Source organism: Roseburia zhanii (genome assembly GCF_014287635.1).
Lineage (GTDB): Bacteria > Bacillota > Clostridia > Lachnospirales > Lachnospiraceae > Roseburia_B > Roseburia_B zhanii.
The window spans coordinates 159,169-179,861 of record NZ_JACOPH010000004.1 but is presented as its reverse complement, the minus strand read 5'-3'; the positions used below and the strand labels follow the sequence as shown (position 1 = coordinate 179,861).

General features: G+C 38.1%; 16 protein-coding genes and 4 pseudogenes. All 20 read left to right on the top strand.

Annotation, left to right across the window (positions count from 1 at the left end):
* The first annotated feature begins 14 nt into the window (after positions 1 to 14).
* The 20 genes and pseudogenes from greA to H8S17_RS07190 all read left to right on the top strand — a co-directional run bounded on the left by greA (position 15) and on the right by H8S17_RS07190 (position 20,661).
* Positions 15 to 494 carry a transcription elongation factor GreA gene (gene greA, locus H8S17_RS07280; RefSeq protein WP_186866778.1) on the top strand — a complete coding sequence of 160 codons (480 nt, stop codon included), beginning with the start codon at positions 15 to 17 and terminating at the stop codon, positions 492 to 494.
* A 21-nt stretch (positions 495 to 515) separates the two neighbouring features.
* The gene (lysS, locus tag H8S17_RS07275; protein ID WP_186866777.1) at positions 516 to 2,462 is read left to right on the top strand and encodes a lysine--tRNA ligase; all 1,947 of its coding nucleotides are present in this window, start codon (positions 516 to 518) and stop codon (positions 2,460 to 2,462) included.
* Between the two features lie 178 nt (positions 2,463 to 2,640).
* Complete coding sequence (locus H8S17_RS07270) at positions 2,641 to 2,808, top strand: type II toxin -antitoxin system TacA 1-like antitoxin (RefSeq protein ID WP_186866776.1); 168 nt, start codon at positions 2,641 to 2,643, stop codon at positions 2,806 to 2,808.
* Positions 2,809 to 2,825: 17 nt separating this feature from the next.
* A complete protein-coding gene (locus tag H8S17_RS07265; RefSeq protein ID WP_186866775.1) occupies positions 2,826 to 4,952 on the top strand; it encodes an HsdM family class I SAM-dependent methyltransferase in 2,127 nt (708 codons plus the stop codon).
* A gap of 7 nt (positions 4,953 to 4,959) precedes the next feature.
* On the top strand, positions 4,960 to 6,420 hold the full coding sequence (locus H8S17_RS07260) for a restriction endonuclease subunit S domain-containing protein (RefSeq protein ID WP_186866774.1): 1,461 nt from the start codon (positions 4,960 to 4,962) through the stop codon (positions 6,418 to 6,420).
* 281 nt (positions 6,421 to 6,701) lie between these two features.
* Positions 6,702 to 7,415, top strand: coding sequence for a lantibiotic protection ABC transporter ATP-binding protein (locus H8S17_RS07255; RefSeq protein WP_005609481.1), 714 nt, complete (start codon positions 6,702 to 6,704; stop codon positions 7,413 to 7,415).
* Entirely contained in the window at positions 7,408 to 8,139 is a 732-nt protein-coding gene (locus H8S17_RS07250) for a lantibiotic immunity ABC transporter MutE/EpiE family permease subunit (RefSeq protein ID WP_186866773.1), read from the top strand. The genes H8S17_RS07255 and H8S17_RS07250 overlap by 8 nt, the downstream gene beginning before the upstream one ends.
* A 1-nt stretch (position 8,140) precedes the next feature.
* Positions 8,141 to 8,881: a lantibiotic immunity ABC transporter MutG family permease subunit gene (locus tag H8S17_RS07245; protein ID WP_005330844.1), complete on the top strand. Its 741-nt coding sequence runs from the start codon at positions 8,141 to 8,143 to the stop codon at positions 8,879 to 8,881.
* Positions 8,882 to 8,895: 14 nt separating this feature from the next.
* Entirely contained in the window at positions 8,896 to 9,558 is a 663-nt protein-coding gene (locus H8S17_RS07240) for a response regulator transcription factor (protein WP_006858444.1), read from the top strand.
* The gene (locus H8S17_RS07235; RefSeq protein ID WP_186866772.1) at positions 9,546 to 10,922 is read left to right on the top strand and encodes a sensor histidine kinase; all 1,377 of its coding nucleotides are present in this window, start codon (positions 9,546 to 9,548) and stop codon (positions 10,920 to 10,922) included. Before H8S17_RS07240 ends, H8S17_RS07235 begins: the two co-directional genes overlap by 13 nt.
* Positions 10,923 to 11,522: 600 nt before the next feature.
* A pseudogene (locus H8S17_RS07230) lies at positions 11,523 to 12,002 on the top strand (lysine--tRNA ligase); the annotation flags it as partial.
* A gap of 263 nt (positions 12,003 to 12,265) precedes the next feature.
* Positions 12,266 to 13,150 (top strand): MerR family transcriptional regulator, encoded by an 885-nt coding sequence (locus H8S17_RS07225; protein ID WP_023920554.1) that lies wholly within the window; start codon positions 12,266 to 12,268, stop codon positions 13,148 to 13,150.
* Positions 13,151 to 13,283: 133 nt separating this feature from the next.
* Positions 13,284 to 13,466 (top strand): annotated as a pseudogene (locus H8S17_RS17110) (zinc-ribbon domain-containing protein); the annotation flags it as partial.
* Positions 13,467 to 13,787: 321 nt separating this feature from the next.
* Positions 13,788 to 14,174: pseudogene (locus H8S17_RS17240) on the top strand (hypothetical protein); the annotation flags it as partial.
* Positions 14,173 to 14,640, top strand: a pseudogene (locus H8S17_RS16495) (DUF6674 family protein); the annotation flags it as partial. The pseudogenes H8S17_RS17240 and H8S17_RS16495, both read left to right, overlap by 2 nt.
* A gap of 412 nt (positions 14,641 to 15,052) precedes the next feature.
* Positions 15,053 to 15,523, top strand: coding sequence for a transposase (locus H8S17_RS07210; protein ID WP_186866823.1), 471 nt, complete (start codon positions 15,053 to 15,055; stop codon positions 15,521 to 15,523).
* Entirely contained in the window at positions 15,517 to 15,966 is a 450-nt protein-coding gene (locus tag H8S17_RS07205) for a sterol carrier protein domain-containing protein (protein WP_186866769.1), read from the top strand. The genes H8S17_RS07210 and H8S17_RS07205 overlap by 7 nt, the downstream gene beginning before the upstream one ends.
* Positions 15,967 to 16,110: 144 nt before the next feature.
* Positions 16,111 to 18,201 (top strand): methyl-accepting chemotaxis protein, encoded by a 2,091-nt coding sequence (locus tag H8S17_RS07200; protein WP_186866768.1) that lies wholly within the window; start codon positions 16,111 to 16,113, stop codon positions 18,199 to 18,201.
* Between the two features lie 314 nt (positions 18,202 to 18,515).
* On the top strand, positions 18,516 to 18,785 hold the full coding sequence (locus H8S17_RS07195) for a hypothetical protein (RefSeq protein ID WP_186866767.1): 270 nt from the start codon (positions 18,516 to 18,518) through the stop codon (positions 18,783 to 18,785).
* A 97-nt stretch (positions 18,786 to 18,882) separates the two neighbouring features.
* The gene (locus H8S17_RS07190; protein WP_186866822.1) at positions 18,883 to 20,661 is read left to right on the top strand and encodes a diguanylate cyclase domain-containing protein; all 1,779 of its coding nucleotides are present in this window, start codon (positions 18,883 to 18,885) and stop codon (positions 20,659 to 20,661) included.
* Positions 20,662 to 20,693: the final 32 nt, after the last annotated feature.

The window sequence follows — 20,693 nt, the reverse complement described above, 5'->3', positions numbered from 1 at the left end:
GGTAGAATAGCAGCATGGATAAGAAAAATATCTTAACGTATCAGGGACTTAAAAAACTCGAAGATGAGTTACAGGAATTGAAAGTTGTTAAACGAAAAGAAGTGGCACAGAAGATCAAAGAAGCCAGAGAACAGGGAGATTTATCCGAAAATGCAGAATACGATGCAGCAAAAGACGAGCAGCGTGATATTGAAGCCCGTATCGAAGACATTGAAAAGATTTTGAAAAACGCAGAAGTTGTCGTAGAAGAAGAAGTAGAATTAGACAAGATCAGCGTTGGATGTACCGTTCGTATTTTAGATTGTGAATTTAATGAAGAATTAGAATATAAGATCGTTGGTTCTACAGAAGCAAACAGCTTAAAAGGAAAGATCTCTAACGAATCTCCGGTAGGACGTGCACTGATCGGAGCAAAAGTCGGAGATACCGTCAAAGTAGAAACACAGGTTGGAGATTTAGAGTATAAGGTATTAGAGATTCAGCGATCCATGTAAGGATAGCAGATGGAGGATAAAATGGCAGAGCAGAAAAATGTACAGCAGCAGGATATCAATCAGCTTTTAAAGGTACGCCGCGAGAAACTTGCAGAGTTGCAGGAAAACGGCAAAGACCCATTTAAGATCACAAAATTTGATGTGACACATCATAGTATCGAGATTAAAGATCATTTTGAAGAATTAGAAGGCAAGACCGTTACCATAGCAGGACGTATGATGTTTAAACGTGTTATGGGAAAAGCATCTTTCTGTAACGTGCAGGACGTACAGGGAAGTATTCAGGCATATGTAGCAAGGGACAGTATTGGAGAAGATTCTTACAAAGATTTTAAGAAATATGATGTAGGTGATATTTTAGGAATTACAGGAGAAGTATTCAAGACTAAAACAGGAGAAATCTCCATTCATGCATCTGCTGTAACACTGCTTTCAAAAAGCTTACAGATCCTTCCGGAGAAATTCCATGGTCTGACAGATACAGATACCCGTTATCGTCAGAGATACGTTGATCTGATTATGAACGCAGATGTAAAAGAAACTATGATCAAACGTTCAAAGATCATCAGCAGTATCCGCAGATTCTTAGATGAACAGAATTTTATCGAAGTGGAAACACCGATGCTTGTAGCAAATGCAGGTGGTGCAGCAGCAAGACCATTTGAAACACATTTCAATGCATTAAATGAAGATGTAAAACTTCGTATTTCCTTAGAGTTATATCTGAAACGACTGATCGTTGGCGGTTTAGAGCGTGTATATGAGATTGGGCGTGTATTCCGTAACGAAGGTACAGATACCAGACATAATCCGGAATTTACATTGATGGAATTATATCAGGCATATACAGATTACCACGGCATGATGGATCTGACAGAGAATCTTTACCGCTATGTAGCACAGGAAGTAAATGGTTCTTTAGTGTTAAAATATGGTGAACACGAAATGGATCTGTCAAAGCCATTTGAACGTATCACAATGGTAGATGCCGTTAAAAAATACGCAAACGTTGATTTTAACGAGATCCATACCACAGATGAAGCTAAGAAATTAGCAGATGAGCATCATGTGGAATATGAAGCACACCATGAAAAAGGTGATATCTTAAATCTGTTCTTTGAAGAATTTGTAGAGGAGCACCTGATCCAGCCGACATTTATCATGGATCATCCGGTAGAAATCTCCCCGCTGACTAAGAGAAAACCGGACAACCCTGACTATGTAGAGCGTTTCGAGTTCTTTATGAATGGATGGGAAATGGCAAATGCTTATTCAGAGTTAAACGATCCGATTGACCAGAGAGCCCGCTTTGAGGCACAGGAAAAACTTTTTGCAGCAGGCGATGAAGAAGCAAATCATACAGATGAAGATTTCTTAAATGCACTCAGCGTAGGTATGCCGCCGACAGGTGGTATCGGTTACGGAATCGACCGTATGGCAATGCTGATGACAGATTCACCGGCGATCAGGGATGTGATCCTGTTCCCGACGATGAAGTCATTAGACGGCGGAAGCAAGGAAAATAAGGCATCTAAGAGTGATTCGACAGAGAATTGCGACCAGATTGCGACCGTTGAGGAGAAGATTGATTTCTCAAATGTAAAGATTGAACCATTGTTTGAGGAAACAGTTGACTTTGATACATTTTCAAAATCAGATTTTAGAGCAGTTAAGGTTAAGGAATGTGTAGCAGTACCAAAGAGCAAAAAGCTTTTACAATTTACTCTTGATGATGGTACAGGTGTAGATAGAACAATTCTTTCTGGTATTCATGCATATTATGAACCAGAAGAATTAGTTGGAAAGACACTTATTGCTATTACAAACCTTCCACCTAGAGCAATGATGGGAATTGAATCTTGTGGTATGTTACTTTCGGCAGTAAATAATCTTAAAGATTCAGAGGATGAAGAACTTCATCTTATTATGGTTGATAATCATATCCCAGCTGGTGCAAAACTTTACTAAATTAGTTAGTGATATAGCATAATAAACTAAATCCTATGGCTAATTTATGACCAAAGATAAGAGAACACGTTCAATAGAACTCCATTTTGCATGGGGTTCTATTTTTTTGAAAAAACGTGGATATTTGTATTGTAAATGCTCCACGCAGATTTTATAATTTTTCTAGGAGGGCTTAAATATGAACAAAACATATTCAATGAGTATTAGGGTTAGCGGGGAAGAATTAGAAAAATTGAAGAAGGCAGCTCGGTTAGAAGCATATGCTTCTTATAGCGAGTTTGTAAGAAGAACTGCATTAATTGAATCAAACAGAATTATTCAAAAAGAAGAAAATAGGGATAAATAGCAGGAGGAATGTGTGAGATGGATTTTTCACAGGCAAGAATAAATTACAATAATGAATTTAGAGGAAAAGAAGTATTACCAAAGTCTTTATGTACAGTAGATGGTACTTTTGTTGAAAATATTTCGATTAAAGATGTAAATGGAAATCCTAATGAGGAGTACTACAAATGGGAATTTATATATAGCTTAATTAGTTCTGGAAAGATACCGAGTCGTGATTATATTGGAGCTGAGATATATTTTCCAAAAGGTAATATACATTCAGCACCGATAAAAATTGACTCTGTTATATTTTCCGATATTGCATGGATAGATTATTACAGAAATTATCGAGCAAATCCTAAAGATGTTGTTTCATTGAAAAAGGTAAGAGAACTAGCAATTGGTGTAATTGAGTATAAGAGAAATGATAAAAGCATTGAACAAGTATTTAGTTCGCAAATAAGAGCATCAATAAAAGAACCAGAAAATCCTTTTGTATTGGGTATTTACTATGATACAGGTAGATTATTCTTGTTTAAGAAAATAAAGGATGAGATAACAAGGTTTGATAACAGTTTGAGTTTTCCTAATAGCCAGAAAATACTAGAGCAATATCAATTAGAAATTACAGACCCTTATTATTCTATTCCTTCTTTGGACAATATAGTTAAAATTTTAAGAAATCCTTCAAAAAATGATAGAAGTAGTATGCATATCGAAGATTTGGATATTGTCTATACTATTCAGGATGATAATATGAAAAATGCTTTGAATTCTATTATGAGGGTATTGGATTCAGTAAGTTTATCGAATGAAGAAGGATACATGATTTTGATTCAACTTATTGCGATGAAAATATATGATGAGAAGCAAAGGCAAGACCATGGTGGAACTTTAAAGTTTTACATAAATGATGATGAATATTATACTGGTACGCTAAACAAAAGGGAAGTACAGAACTTTGTTGAGAGAATGAAGAATTTGTATAAAGAAGCAAAAATTTATTATAGTAATATTCTGGGAGACAATAATATTAAATGGGAAAGGGAAAAACATGTAAAAGTTGCTAATGAAATTGTAAAACAATTTCAAGACTATTCTTTTGTTAGGTCAAGCAATAATGACTTGTATCAGTTGATTTTTTATAATTTTGCAACGAAATTTCAAAAGGATGAAAAGGGACAGTTTTTAACACCGTTACCTATTATTGATTTTATAGTTAAGATAGTTAATCCAAAGGCTGGTGAAACTATTTGTGACCCTTGTTGTGGGATTGCAGATTTTCTTTCGAAAAGTTATATCAATGCAGATATGAAGCTTGATGATTGTCAGTTATACGGATTTGATAATGATTATAATATGACAGTTTTGGCTCAATTGAATATGTTGTTGAATGGAGATGGTAATGCAGTTATTAAATATATGCCAGAATATGGAAGCATTACACAAAAATTAACAACTGATAAAAAGGTTGCGTTGCTTGATAATGCGATTCATTCAAGCGGCGAATGGAATAAATGGTATGACGAAACTGAGTTGATGGAATATGATGTTATATTAACAAATCCCCCTTTTGGGAAAAATAGAAGTTTGGACTTGTCAAATTCGCATGATGTGGAAGTAGCAAAATTATATGAACTATACGACAGGTATACAGAGACAAATCCAAAGGCAGGGTTGGATAAAGGGGTTGTATTTCTGGAAAATGCAATAAGGCAAATAAAAGAAGGCGGGAGATTTGCAATTGTATTAAGCAATGCAATTATGTCAAATAATACATGGGCTTTTGCACGAGATTGGGTTATGGAGAAAATACGTGTGGTAGCGCTGTTCGATTTGCCAGAGAATGTATTTGCTGAAACAGGTGTAAATACGACAATTCTAGTAGGCTATAAGCCTTCCAAAGAGCGATTACAAAAGCTTGTTTCAGATGATTATAGTGTCTTTACACGCGACATTCACAAAGTTGGATATAAGAAAAAACCATCACAACGAACAGTGAAGTTTGATAATGATTATAAATTGAATCCAGATACATTTGAAACTATTACAAATGACCAAGGTGAATCTATATTGGATGAGGATTTCTCCCAAATTATTAAAGAATTCAAAGAGTGGTGTATAAATCAAGAAATTGAACTAAAAAAATTGTTTTTGGAGTAATAATGTTATGCATGAATTAATAGCACCTAAAGAGGTAAAAATATCAAGAATAAGAGAAATTGAATCATTATCTCCTAATAATTATAAGGAACTTAAAATCCAGAATACTAATGAAGAATATTTGTCGTTTTTTTTGAAAGATGTTCCATTTGAACGAGGAATTGAACCAGGAAGTACAGCATATGTTGAAAAGTCAAATCAGATTTTTTTGAGAAATAGTTGCATAGATAATATTAGATTTTCAAATGATAAAGAAAAATATATATACTTAAATCCTAATTATTATGATGCATGTACTGTTGAAAATGAAGATGTGCTTTTTTGTACGGATGCGAATATAGGAGATTGCTGTTTATATTTAGGAGTAAATGAAAAAGCAGTATATTCATCAGGGATTGTGAAACTAAATTTTAAAAATGAAAAATACAAATATTATGTAATGGGATTTATTAGAGATGATTATTTCAGAGAGCAATTAAATACGCTTACACCTAAAGGGTCAACAATAAGGCATTCAAGAGATTTATTGCTTAATTGTAGAATTCCAATATGTTTTGAAGATTGGATATTTAGTCTTTATGAAAATCTGATTAAAAATATTGCTTATACAGAATATATATGTAATATGAAAATGAGACAGACCGAAGAAATGATAGATTCAGAATTGCTTGTAAGGGAATATCCATATCAAAATCCGTCAATTAAAAAATTGACAGAAAAATCAAGACTGGATTCTGGTATTTACTCAAAAGAAGTATATCAGTGGCAGAAGAACATTGAAAATTACAAGAATGGTTATACAGATTTGGAAGGATTTGGCTTTAGGACAAAAAGAGGACCTAGTTTACAAGTTAGAGATTTAGGGCGTTCGATTCAAACAGAAAATTATAGAAAAGGGTACAATGTTTTAATCTACCCAAGTGATATATCTGATGCAGGATTTGTAGAAAAAGTTACATATTTAGGAGCGAGAATACCCGTATGGTTTTTGAGTGAAAAGTATATATTGTTTTCATCTGAAGGAACAATTGGAAAAACATTTGTTGTATGTGATGATTCAATGAAGTTTACAACAAACATTCATGGGACGATGCTATATCCAATAGATAATCAAACTGATATTATCAAAAGCATATTTTTGGGATTATATTTGAATTACATGAGACATAAAGGGATACTAACAAAGATGTCTGTGGGCGCAAATGGTGGAAGTTTCGCTGTGGGATATTGGAATAATATTATTATTCCTTGTGTAGATGAAGCTTTTCAGAAGAAATTAGCAAAGATATATGATAATAAAATCCAATTAAATCCGGTAGTTTTTGATAAAGAAAACCTTATGGAAGCAGGGATTTATCAATTAAATAATTTCTTGATAAAATGCAAGGAGTTATTAAAAAAGGTTTGCGAAGATATAAAAAATGATAATTTAGAATCAGAAAAGTTTTATAAAAAATATTTTGAGTAAAAAAAGAAAGCGAAGATCATCATGAAATGGTATTCGCTTTCTTTTTGAAAGAAGGAAATCCTATAAGGTTATATAGTTTGGATGAAATCACGGAGATATTCTGTAAATTAGGACTTCGTATTTGTAACAGCTTTGCTGATTTCAGTGGAAAGCCGAGTTCTGATAATGATATTCAATTGATGGTTTATTCCATACGGGAATAAATCTTCATCAAATCTTTATTTTTTTCTGTTAGGTTATATTTCAGTAAGAAATGAAATATAGAAGGAAGGATAGTAAAGATGGAAATGATGTTACAGACACAAAATCTATGTAAATATTTTAGAAAACAGAAAGCGGTAAATAATGTTTCACTTAATATCGAAAAGGGACAGATTTATGGACTGCTTGGACCGAATGGCGCTGGTAAATCTACCACATTGAAAATGCTGACCGGTATGATGAAACCAACTGCAGGAAAGATTTACTTTGATGGAAAACTTTTGGATAGGAAAGATTTATCAAAAATAGGAGCATTAATTGAAAATCCGCCTATTTATGAAAATCTTTCCGCCAGAGAGAATTTGAAGGTAAGACAATTATTGCTTGGTACAGATGAAAACAGAATTGATGAGGTCTTGCAGATTGTATCACTTACAAACACCGGAAAGAAGAAAGCAGGACAGTTTTCTTTGGGGATGAAGCAAAGACTAGGCATTGCAATGGCATTGCTTGGAGAACCGGAACTTTTGATATTGGATGAACCTACGAATGGATTAGATCCAATAGGCATCGAGGAATTACGAGAGCTGATCCGGTCTTTTCCGGAACAGGGAATCACTGTAATTCTCTCCAGTCATATTCTCTCAGAGGTACAGTTACTTGCAGATAAAGTCGGGATTATTTCAGGTGGAATCTTAGGATACGAAGGAGCATTAAAGCAGGGAGATAATCTTGAAGATTTGTTTATGAATGTGGTAAGAAAAAACCAGAAAGCAGGTGAAATCCATGGTTAATATTATAAAAGCAGAACATCAAAAAGCCAAAAGAACCATGCGAAAAAAGTTTATCTGGGGATTTCCTCTTCTTACATTTGTCATGGCATTTATATTTACTCTTGGGATGACAAATGCTTATGCAGAAAGTGTTTGGAACTGGTGGTATACACTTTTGCTGCCGGGGATGATTGCTCTATTTTGTTATCTTTCTGTGGCGCAGGAGAAAAAGATAAAATACTATCATTTAACGACTATTCCCACAGACAGAAGGAAATTGTTGCTGGGGAAAATTATTTATATTGGGTGCATGATTCTGTTTTCCAATGTAATTGTGTTTGCAGGAGCAACGCTTGGAGGCTTTCTTCTAACGACACATGTTCCAGTGAAAGGAGCGTTGATTGCAGTATTGTTTCTGACGGTTTCTGAGTTATGGGAGATTCCGGTAGCTTTATTTTTAAGTGAACGATTTGGAATGATTGTAAACCTGTTCGTCTGCCTATTTATTACCGTCAGCGGTGTGGTAATATCACAAACCAGAATCTGGTATGTACTTGTTTCTGCAATCCCTATGCGAATGATGTGCCCGTTGCTTCATGTTTTACCAAATGGACTTGCCGCAGAAGCAGGGAATCCTCTTTTGGATACGGGAGTCATTGTTCCGGGAATGTGTCTCTCAATCATCTGGTTTGTTTTTGTAACGGTTCTGTTTTTGAAATGGTTTGAGAGAAGAGAGGTGAAATAAGATGATTGGAAGATCTCTTAACGCAGACTTGCGAAAGATGAAAGGAACATCTGTGATTCTGGCACACTTACTGATTCCGATTATAACCAGCGTTATATTTTTAATATATTACTTTTTTTCACCATGGAATGAAAATATGAAAGTGATTGCATTTTATCAGGCAATAGGAGCAGGACTTCCGGTACTTATTGGAATTTTTACAGCAAGTGTGATGGAACAGGAACAAAATGCAGGTGATTTTCAAAATCTGTTGTCTTTACCGGATAAACCTGCAGCATTTTTATCGAAACTGTTGATGCTACTGGTTTTGTGTCTGTGCTCTATCCTATTGACAGCAATCATATTCGGAATTGGATTTGGAAGAATCGCATCAAGCGATATCGAAATCATGAAAGGATGTATATTTGCAGCATTGCTGCTGTGGGGAAGCAGTGTTCCACTTTATCTGTGGCAGCTGATTCTGGCTTTTCAGTTTGGAAAAGGGGTATCCATTGGAGCAGGGATTATATCAGGACTAATTAGTGCATTGATGCTTACCGGACTTGGAGATTATGTGTGGAAATATGTATTTGTCTGCTGGACGGGTAGAGTACCATATACTTATCTGCAATCTGTATTGGGAGAAACTAGTGTAGGTGAATGGTTGTCATTCATACCAGGTTGCTTAATATTTACAGGGATTAGTATGGTATACTATTTTTGGTGGGTAAACCACTGGGAAGGAAACAGAATATCGGAATAGAATCGAGGGAAACTATGGCAAAAATACTGGCAGTTGATGATGAACCGGCAATTTTGGAAATGATAGAAAGCATTTTGAATAAGGATGGACATCTGGTTACCAAAGTAAGTAATCCACTAAAAATTAATATGGAAGAATTACATCGTTATGACCTGATTTTACTGGACATTATGATGCCTGGAATTGATGGCTTCGAATTATGCAAAAGAATCAGGGCACTTGTGGATTGTCCGATTTTGTTTCTTACGGCAAAAACGGAGGAAAACAGTCTGGTAAACGGACTTTCTTTAGGAGCAGATGATTATATTTCAAAGCCATTTGGAGTGATGGAACTTCGGGCAAGGATCAATGCACATCTTAGAAGAGAGCACAGGGAACATTCTGTCCGGATGGTTTTGGGGAGGGTCTGTATTCAAATATCTCAAAAGAAACTATTGGTTGATGATAAGGAACTTCCGCTTACGAAAGCGGAGTACGAAATCTGTGAATTTCTGGCTAAAAACAGAGGACAGGTTTTCTCGAAGGAACAGATATTGGAAGCGGTCTTTGGCTTTGACAATGAGAGTAATGACAGTACTATAATTACGCATATCAAAAATATAAGAGCAAAATTTGCGGATTATGATTATACACCGATAAAAACAGTCTGGGGGATTGGATATAAATGGGAAGAGTAAAGAGAAGCAATGCACTTAGCAGGATTTTTATGAGATATGTACTGGTTATGCTTGGATCATTAGTTGGTTTGGTGATTGTTGCTTATCTGCTGCTGTACCTTTTGATTAGTGTGGGCTGTATTTATCCGGCAAATTATGCAGAGCAAAAGATTAATGAAGCATATGATACGATTCTACGTGCAGATAAAGTGACTGCTGAGATGATTCCCGCACTTTGTGATTATGTAATCTTTTCAGAGAATGGAGAGAAAATAGGTGGAGATCTGTCAGAACAATACGAACAGATAGCATGGAATGTTGCAAAGTACGGAAACGCATCCGGGAAATATTTTTATAAAGTAATTGTAAGGGAAAATGAATATGTTGTATTGCAATATCTCCTGACACCTCAATATCATTCAGCTTTTTTGAGGGAGCATTTTATAGGACCACAGAATGTGATGATTATTATGTCTGTGATTGGAGCGGTAGCGATTATCATCATTCCGTCCATACGTTTTGGAAAAAGAATCAAAAAGCAGATGCAGCCTGTATTAGACGCAATCGGACAAATAAAGGATCAAAATCTGGAATATGAGACATCCTGTTCCGGTATCAAAGAGTTTGATGACTGTTTATCGGCAATCGATGATATGCGAGATGCATTGCGAGAATCTTTAGAAAAGCAGTGGAAAACAGAGCAGGAAAAGAAACAGCAGATGTCTGCTTTGGCGCATGATATTAAAACACCTCTTACGATTGTACGGGGAAATGCAGAACTACTTTCAGAGACTGAACTGACCACAGAACAGAAGAAAAATATCACTTATGTTTTGAACGGCACAACACAGATACAAAGTTATGTAAAACAGTTGATAGATGTCACAAAATCATGGAATTGCAGTGATGTTACCTATACAACGGTGAGGTTAGAAGATTTTTTCGCAGATATAAAGGAACAGGCACTCGGACTGGTAGAAATCTATCACCAGAAAATAGATTGGAAGGCGGGACAAAGTGATAAAAAGGTAACGATTGCTTATGATCCAATGTTCCGGGCCGTAATGAATATGATTCAGAATGCAGTGGAGCATACAAAAGAAAATGGAATCATTTATATTGACGCAAAGGAGCAGGATGGCCGGCTGACATTCATTGTGGAGGATAGCGGATCAGGATTTACAAAAGAAGCATTATTGCATGGCACAGAGCAGTTTTTTATGGATGACACAAGTAGAAATGGCGAAGCCCATTATGGGATGGGACTATTTTTTGCAAAAACTGTGGCTGAAAAATATGGTGGAGGTATTAAACTTTCAAATTCTGAAAATACAGGTGGGGCGAGGGTAGAAATATTTTTCCTGAGTAGTCAAGAAACAAGCTAAATAGACCGCAATTAAGCTATGTAAAAGAAATTTTACATGCTTTTATCTAATATGTAAAAGCCTTTTGATAGACATTACTACTACGTTTGCTGTAATCTCATGGAAGAAGGAGGCATACAGAATTATGATAGCTGATAAAATTAAAAATGCTCGTACTATTCTTTATTACATAACTATCATTATAGTTGGGATTATATGCACATATAAGAAGAGAATAATATAACTTTTGTTATGATATCAAATGATTTTTTCATTTAATATAACATTGCATTGGATGAAAAAATGTGTTTGGAGATGAAAACATAATCGAATTGAAGGTTGACGATTCAAACATAAAGAGTCCTGCGATTGAACTCTTTGAAGATTGAAAATATACCTATTCATACTGAGATAAATATGATATACTCATCTAGTATTGTAGTGTTTGACACGGCAGTACATGTCTTAAAATAAAAAGACGTATTTTAAGGCGAATGACATCTTTTGGACGCACAAAAGTCAAAAAAACGTCCAAGAGTATCCAAGTATATAGAATTCGGGAAAGCCCATTTTCCAAGGGTTTACAAGGATATACAAGAGTTAGCTTAGCAATCAAAAAAATTCCCGACGATGAAGTCCTTAGATGGTGTAGATAAGAAAAATGATGTAAATAATACAGCTTCTGAAGCACCTGAAAAAAATGTAAAAACTGAGTCTGAAAAGATTGATTTTTCTAAGGTAAAGGTAGAACCTTTATTTGAGGAATTTGTTGATTTTGATACATTCAGCAAGTCAGATTTCCGTGCAGTAAAGGTTAAAGAGTGTGTTGCAGTACCGAAGTCAAAGAAACTGTTACAGTTTACTCTTGATGACGGAACAGGCACAGACAGAACCATTTTAAGCGGTATTCATAGCTTTTATGAGCCGGAAGAACTGGTTGGAAAGACCCTTATTGCTATCACAAATCTTCCACCGAGAGCGATGATGGGCATTGACTCATGCGGTATGCTCCTCAGTGCTATCCACGAAGAAGAAGGCGAAGAAAAGCTTCATCTTCTGATGGTAGATGACCACATTCCGGCAGGTGCAAAGCTCTATTAAGATGATGTAAAGATGTACCGTTTTACCAAATAGACGGGACGTACTTCATTTGATAAAAAACTAAAAAAACAGCGATTTACATCAAACTTACATCAATTGATGCAGAAATCGGTGCAAACAAGAAAAAATCGCATAATTAGCAGAATGAATGGGCAGTCCTGAAATCGGGATTGCCCATTTTTAGAAGAAAGACGAAAAACTCTTGACCTGCACGCAGCGTATACGCTTATACTATCAACATAAATCATAAGGAGGTGCATCTGATGTTATTAAATGAAATTATAAATGAGGTTGGAATGACAAAGCGTGCAGTTAAGTATTATGAAGAAAAAGGATTGCTGTCAGTGGATAAAGATAACAATGGTTATCGTAACTATACTGCACAAGATGTTGAAACTTTAAAAAAGATTTCAGTATATAGAAAACTCGGTATTAGTATTAAAGATATACAGAGCCTTTTGGAAACTGGCGACAAAAGTATTCTTCTTCGTATTTATCAAGAAAAAGTGCAGGAAAAAGTTTTAAAAGACTCAGAACTTGAAGCTTTGAAGCAATTTATAGATGATGGTGACGCAGACAAAGCAAATGAGGCACTTGATTATCAAACCGTTGAAAATGCAATTGAGTCTTTGCTACCGGGAAAAGAATGGGGAGATTATTTTAAAAGTCATTTCAAACCATTTCTTAATGTAAGGTTGAAGACTCTGGAACAGAAGCAGGCACTACAGAATATATTAGAATATTGCGATGAAACGACATTGAAAGTTCCTTTTATTATGGGAATAGGTGCGAAGATGATAGGTGGGATTGCACAAGAAACCAGAACCGCAGATGAGATGATAGCCTATTATCGTGATATGAGTGAAAGTGAATATGAAAGACTAAAAGAAAAAGTATGGAAAGGTGCTAAAATGAAAAACGGTATAATGAAATACCATCCAGCATTTATTGCACAGAGAAAAATGCAGAAAGAGTTACAAAATAAAGGATATAACGATATATTCATTCCTAATTTAATGGTTCTGTCTCCAACGTATGCAGAATATAAGAAAGCGTTAGATAATGTGAACGATAGAATGTGTAGAGAACTTGGACTGTATTATGATAGCAATTATAACTTAGTTATTAAAAAAGATAATTCTAAGTAAAAGTTAAACTACCCTTTGGGAGAGGAGAAATCCTTTTCTCAAAGGGCTTTTTCTATTTATACGGATATTCGCAAACTACAAGATAAAGCCAAAACTTCATATACTTTAAGCACAAGGAGGTTGAGGTTTGGCTATGAATAACAGTTTAGCAGAAGTACACCCGGAGCTTGTTTCGGAGTGGTCGGATAGAAATTATCCGTTACTTCCAACTCAGGTTACGGTCTTTGCCAATCGTAAGGCTTGGTGGAAGTGTAAGGATTGCGGCAGAGAGTGGAACAGCCTTATTTCTACTCGTTCTGGTGGCAGTAAATGCCCGTATTGCAGTGGGTACATATTCCTGAAGGAAAAAGAACACTATCCTCAGTGGCTTGAAAGCCAAGAGGAACGCAGAGCCAAAATCGAGGAAACGAAAAGAAATCGTGAGATACTCTCTAATGCACCACCGGAGAAAGAAGTCGAAAAAGAACCTGAGCCGGTAGTTCCCGCTTGGGAGCAGAAGAAAAAAGTCAAAGGCTTTGACTTGCACTCTGATGTATCTATGGCAGAACGCCACACCTTTAATCTCAAAGAAAATGAGGTTGAAACAGTTGGTAAAAAGGAACGCTTCCGCAGAAATATTATGGCGATACAGCTTCTTAAAAAATGTCAGGAGGAAGATAATTCTATTCCGGCAGACCCGACAGTGAGAAACTTTTCCTATACGGTGGTGGACAATAAAATCTACTATCGTGAAAATTCCCGTATGACTCCGGTGGAAGTATCGGCAACCGCAGAGAACCGAATTAAGGGTATGATTGCTATTAGAAATTCCGTCAGAACGCTGATTGAATTGCAGACAGAAGATTACCCTGACAGCGAAATCGAAGCGGAGCAGGAGAGATTAAACAGACTTTATGATACCTTTTCAGGTAAGTACGGACTCATTAACAGCCGTGCAAATACCTCTGCTTTTTCGCAGGACAGTTCATTCTCTTTGCTTTCCGCATTAGAGATAATTGGAGAGGACGGAGAACTGGAACGTAAAGAGCATAGTTGCTGAAGCAAAGGCAAAGGGAAGATCTGCATTATATAGGGTGTCGGAGTTCTTGGAAATTAAGAAAGGACTTCTTGATATCCGGGAAAATGTAAGAGGTGCAATCAAGACAACGGATAAGGATATAGCAAAGACAGCACTTCTTGCAAAAGGATTTCGTGAAGCCGGGCAGACAGTAGCCAATGCATTCCGTACTTTTGCTGACAAGCCGGAGATAGATTACTCACAGAGAGAGCAGAAACATCCAATTACAAAGGCAGTACTTGCTCCGATGAAAGCAGTGATAAAGATGCTTGTGTCAATGGAGTTGCATTTGGACGCTTCGATTGATAAGCTGGATAATCTGGCTATGAATGTGCAGCTTGATAAGGAAAAGCATATGGAGAATGCGATAGCACAGGAACAGACAGAGCCGGAGAGGGCAGAAGCCGAGCGAGTGGAAGCAGAGGTCATTTATGATATCACTCAACTTTCCCACCGGAAAATCTGGTATAAACACTTGATTTTCAAGCAAAATAATTAAATAAATTGGTGCGTTGACATAAAAAAGCACCTAATCTTTGGTATAATAAAGTCACCACAACAATAAAAACCAAGAAAGGTGCTGACTTTATGATAAACCAAATGAACGCAAATGACCATACCGAAAATCAATTTTTTCATGCATTAAAAGAACTTCAGATTGCAAAACTGCTTCACAAGTCCAATATAACAAAATCCTGTGGTGTTTCTGCTTATGAAGTATTTCAATTTTTATTACTGTTGATTTTTCAGGGTAAAAACCTGTTCCGGTTTCTGAATTCCAAACACAAAGAACAGGCCGTCTCAAAAAACACATACTACCGGTTCCTGAATGAAGTATCCTATAACTGGAGACGTTTTCTGATGCTCCTTGCGGTAAAAGTAACCTCCGTTTTGACAGGCTCACCCGTCCGGAAAGGGTAAATGTTCTGATTCTGGATGATTCCGTAATCAAGCGTAACCGCAGTAAAAACGTAGAACTGCTGGCACGCGTTTATGACCATGTGGAGCACAAATTTCAAAAGGGCTTTACCCTGCTTACACTTGGCTGGTCAGATGGGTACAGCTTTATCCCGACAGGTTTCAATCTGCTGTCTTCAGCCTCTGAAAGCAACTGTTATAATGAAGTTTCGGATAGCATTGACCACCGGACAAACGGTTATAAAGTCAGGAAGGCAAGTATGATGCACAAAACAGATGATGCCATCCAGCTTATCCGGAATGCGCTCACTGCCGGAATAAAGGCTGGTTATGTGCTTATGGATACAGAGCCAATGCTTACATTCTGGATACAGGAATCCATGCAATCGGCATGGTAAAGCAGCTACAACAGCGTTATACCTATAATGGCAGACAATATACTCTTCCGGGACTGAAAAAATTCGTTGATTTTTCCAGTGCAGGAAACATGTTTGGATCTCTTGTTGTTACAACCAAAACCGGGATTCCGGTTAAGATTGTATTTGTGCGCAACCGTCATAAAAAAAGTGAATGTCTCTATCTTCTGAGCACGGATACCTCACTTAACAACGCAGAAATTGTGCGTATTTATGGGAACCGCTGGTCAATTGAATGCTTTTTCAAGGCATCAAAATCTTTCCTGAAATTAGGTTCGGAATTCCAGAGCCGTACCCTTTTACTGGGATACAAGACGGCTGAGCGTCTGTATGCCCTTGAACGCATTGAAGGGAAGCAGGAAGCGGTAGACCGTCTGGATGATGTACTGTATCATAAAATTCCATATATTTCCGATTACATTTAAAAAATTCAGCATGATATGTTATAATTGAAAGTGAAAATTACCGGGATACCGTTCTGCAGATACCGGTATTGGATGATTTTCGGAATACATAAGGGGAACACATATAAAAACAACAGAAAAAATGATTTTAGGAGGCAAAGGATTATGAAATCAGTAAGGACAAAGCTTATAGCATCTATTTTGATCTGTTCTCTTTTTACATCGGTTCTGATCGGGGTGATTACAATTTCAAATTCTGTGCGGACAGCCGGAAAAGATGCAATGACCATGATGCAGCTTACCGGGCAGAAGAAGACCGAAGAGATCAATTCCACGATTCAGAAGATTGAGCAGTCGGTGGATACGCTCAGTGAAGTCGCAATGAGTAATTTTGACTATGATTCGTTCCGGCAGAGCAAGGATTATGCGGATACATACACCGAGACGGTACAGCAGGCGGTGCTTGATTTTGCAAACCATACAAATGGGGCAGTGACGGTATATCTGCGGTATAACCCGAATTACTCCAATCCGACATCCGGTGTCTTTGCACAGCGCCAGTCAGTTGACAGTGAACTGCAGTGCCTGACACCGACGGATTTTTCCATGTATGATGAAAGCGATGTGGAGCATGTAGGCTGGTATTATCTTCCGGTACAGGCAAAGGAAGCTATCTGGATGTCACCGTACATGAATGAAAATATCAATATTTACATGATCTCATACGTTGTGCCATTATTTGCAGAAGATGGAACATCAATCGGTATTGTTGGTATGGATATCGATTTTTCACAGATTACCGATCTGGTTGACGAGACAAAAGTATACCAGAGTGGATATGCATTTTTGACGGATGCATCGGCAGCAGTCATGTACCACAAAAATGCGGATGAGGGCACAAAGCTTTCCGATCTGGATTCCTCGCTTTCTAAGAGTGCAGATTTTATCGGAGATGACGGTAATCAGGGAAAGACGATGGATTATTCCTATAAAAATGTAAACAAGAATTTTGCATTTTACAATTTGGACAATGGTATGAAGCTTGTCCTTACCGCTCCGGTATCTGAAATTTATGCAGAGGCATACGGGCTGGCAAAACTGATCATTATCGCCATGATCGTTGCATTTGTCCTGTCTGCTGTGATTGGCGTGATCATCGGTACCGGTATGACCAGACCGATCCGCCAGTTGACCGCTGTGATCGAACAGACAGCGGAACTGGATTTCCGCCCGACCAAAGAGGGAAGCAAATTGCGGAAACAGAAGGATGAGATCGGAAACATGGCAACAAAGATCCACATTATGCGAAAGAAGCTCCGGGAGATGATGGGAGACCTGCAGCAGACACAGCAGGTACTTGAGGGCAACGCGGAGGATTTGAATCATCTGATGAAGCAGAACAGTGCGTATGCAGAAGATAACTCCGCTGCAACGCAGGAACTGGCAGCCGGGATGGAAGAGACCAGTGCAAATGCGGCGCATATTGTGGAAAACGTTGGAGTTATGAGGGAGAGTTCCGACAATATCCAGCGGCTTGCAGAGGATGGAGAGAAAAATTCCGGACAGATCCAGGAGCGTGCCGGAGAGATGGAGCGGATCAGTACGGAGTCCCGCCACAAGACAGACCAGATGTATGCGGTCATGAAACAGAAGACGGATGCCGCTGTGGAGCAGGCGAAATCCGTACAGAAGATCAATGCGCTGACAGACAACATCAAACAGATTTCTTCCCAGACAAACCTTCTGGCATTAAATGCCAATATTGAGGCAGCCAGGGCTGGCGAAGCGGGCAGGGGATTTGCGGTTGTTGCTTCCGAAATCGGAGATCTGGCAACGCAGACACTGGATACCGTTTCCACAATTGACGAGATTGTAGGAGAGGTCAACAGTTCGGTTTCCAATATGACCGAATGCCTCACAACGATTATGGAATTTCTGGAACAGACCGTTCTTGGGGATTATGAGCATTTCGCACAGGTGGGGGAGCAGTATCATGCCGATGCGGACACATTCCAGCAGATCATGCAGCAGACAAAAGAAGCAGTGGATGCATTAGAGCAGCACATTGGAGAGATCTCTTCTACCGTATCAGAGATCAACTCCATGGTGGAACAGTCCACAGACGGAATCAGCGGCATTGCCGAGAAATCCGGCAGTACGCAGAACCTTGTAACCGAGGGTTACGACAAGCTGCAGGAGTGCACACAGTCCGTCAATGTGATCCGGGATTTTGTCGCGCAGTTTCATTTGGATTGATAATTGTCCGAAGATAAGTTAAGACGTGGTTAGTATAGACTAACATGAAACTTTTTGTCTATATGTCCCAGTGCTAGAGAAAAGAGGGACATAACAAGTGACTTTTTTTTGTATATGTCCAGCATTAGAATGCAAGACCCGGATACTTAATGTAAACAGTGGACACAATGTCGAATGAATGAATCCATATCGTATTGTATCCGGCATGACATTTTAAAGGATGTTTTGCTCAAGAATCGAAGCAAGGTGCGCCATATGCTGTTAACAGAATTTGATGAAAAGAAATTTGCAAAGTCCATGTGGAAAGAGGGGGCATGAGGAAAATTTCAAAACGGGGATATTCCATTCAAAAATGGCATTTGTTAGAGCAACCTAACCAATGCCATTTTCCTGTTTCACCTCCACGTATTGCGCAACTGGAACGGGAAAACGAACAGCTTCGGGCGGAACTCGAAGTATATAAAAACCGCAATACCGGCGGGAGGAAAAAGCATGACGAAGCATGGATGACTTCTTACCGGGATTTTGCTGTAAAATACGAGGGAGATAAAGGATGGGATTATCCCTTCCGAAATCCAACTTAAATTTTAAAAAAAGTGTCTTGACAAATGGGTTTATCATAAAGCTATAATATTAAAATCATATAGAACAGATAGACATTGATTTTAGGAAGTGATACAAATAAAAAAGCTAAAAAAGAGATTCATTGTTCCGGCAGTGGTATTTATATTGGGTATGTGTGCGTTAATCGGCGCTATATATGTAGTCGGCGAGAGTCAGGAACAGCAGAACAGGACAAATGCAAAGCTCAATGCGATAACATATACGGAGCGTATATATGGCGAGCTTATGGAGGGAATAGGAGTTACCGATACCTTAAAGCAGGTTGTCATAAGTGGTGATGGAAATATAAATAAGTTTTATGATATTGCAGAAAATATGATGGACGATTCGATTCAGAGTATACAGATAGCACCGAATGGAGTTGTGAATGAAATATATCCAGAGGATCTGAATGAATCCGGCAAGATAGATCTGATAAATGATAGTGACAGGGGAGAGATTTCGCGCTATGCGAGGGATAATGACACTGTAATTATGCAGGGACCATTTGAGCTGAAGCAGGGCGGATATGGTATAGCAGTGCGCAATCCGGTTTATTTGGAGGATGAAAATGGTAAAAAGAGCTTTTGGGGCTTCACAATTGTTATACTGAAGGTTCCGGAAATTTTTTCTGATTCTGTAGAGGCTCTTTCCAATTTTGGATATAAGTACAGTCTGCAGAAGTGTGCTTCGCCGTGGGATGATACGTATGAGTGGGTTTACGGTTCAAAGAAAGAGTTGAACGATCCGGTGATATATGACTTCGACATGTATGGAGACAAGTGGAGGCTTGAGATTTTACCCAAGAGTGGGTTTTACAATAATAACTACCTGATATACATGTTTATTGGAGGTGTAATTATAGTCCTGCTTTTGACAGGGCTTACAGCAGCGTTGATTTCAATCAATGAGAACAGGATGAATTTCAAGAGACTTGCTGTGACTGATGCACTGACCGGTATCTACAACAGGCACGGCTTTGATGAGCAGGTTGAGCAATATATGAGACAGAATCCGCAAAAGCACTGTGTTATGGCGATGCTTGATATTGATGATTTCAAGCTGGTAAACGACATGTATGGACATGCAGCGGGGGATGGTGTACTTAAGAAGCTTGCAGAGAGCATGAAGCAATATTTTTCAAAGGATGCCATACTCGGCAGAAACGGAGGCGATGAGTTTAGCATATTCATGCCGGATTGCACTGCCGTGGAGGTTAAGCCTTTCCTTAAGAAGTTTACAGAAGAAACCAGGAAATTTTATTGTAAAGGTGAAGAACGTGCATTTACCATTTCACTGGGCTTTGCGGAGTATCCTGTTTTGGCTGATGACCGTTCACATCTCATGCGGTGTGCGGACATGGCACTTTATAAGGTGAAAATGCGTGGGAAGAACGGCTGCATGGCATATCGTGAGGGTGAGCATGTAAAGAGCCGCGCAAAGCTTGGTTTTGCAGTGAAGGATATTATTGATAATTTGCCGGGAGCTTTCATTGTTTACAGAGCAGATAAAGAAAATGATGAAATTCTGCTTGCAAACAGTGAGCTGCTTCGGCTTACAGGCTGTAAAAATATGGACGAGCTGCTTGCATATACAGGTAAGAGCTTCTGCAATCTGATACGCCCGGATGAACAGGAAAGCTGTCAAAAAAGCATATGGTCGCAGATTAACGGAGGACACTCAAATGATTATATTTTCTTTCATATGCGAAAAGCAGACGGCACATATATTTCAGTGCTCGACCATGGCAGGATAGTGAATTCAGTGCACAATGGCAGAGTATTTTATGTGATGATCATGGACTTAAAGTCACTGCAGAGGCATTTTGGAGACCACCTGGAGCTGGTGAAGAAGTAGCAGTTTACGTCCAATATCAGCAAAATAATATT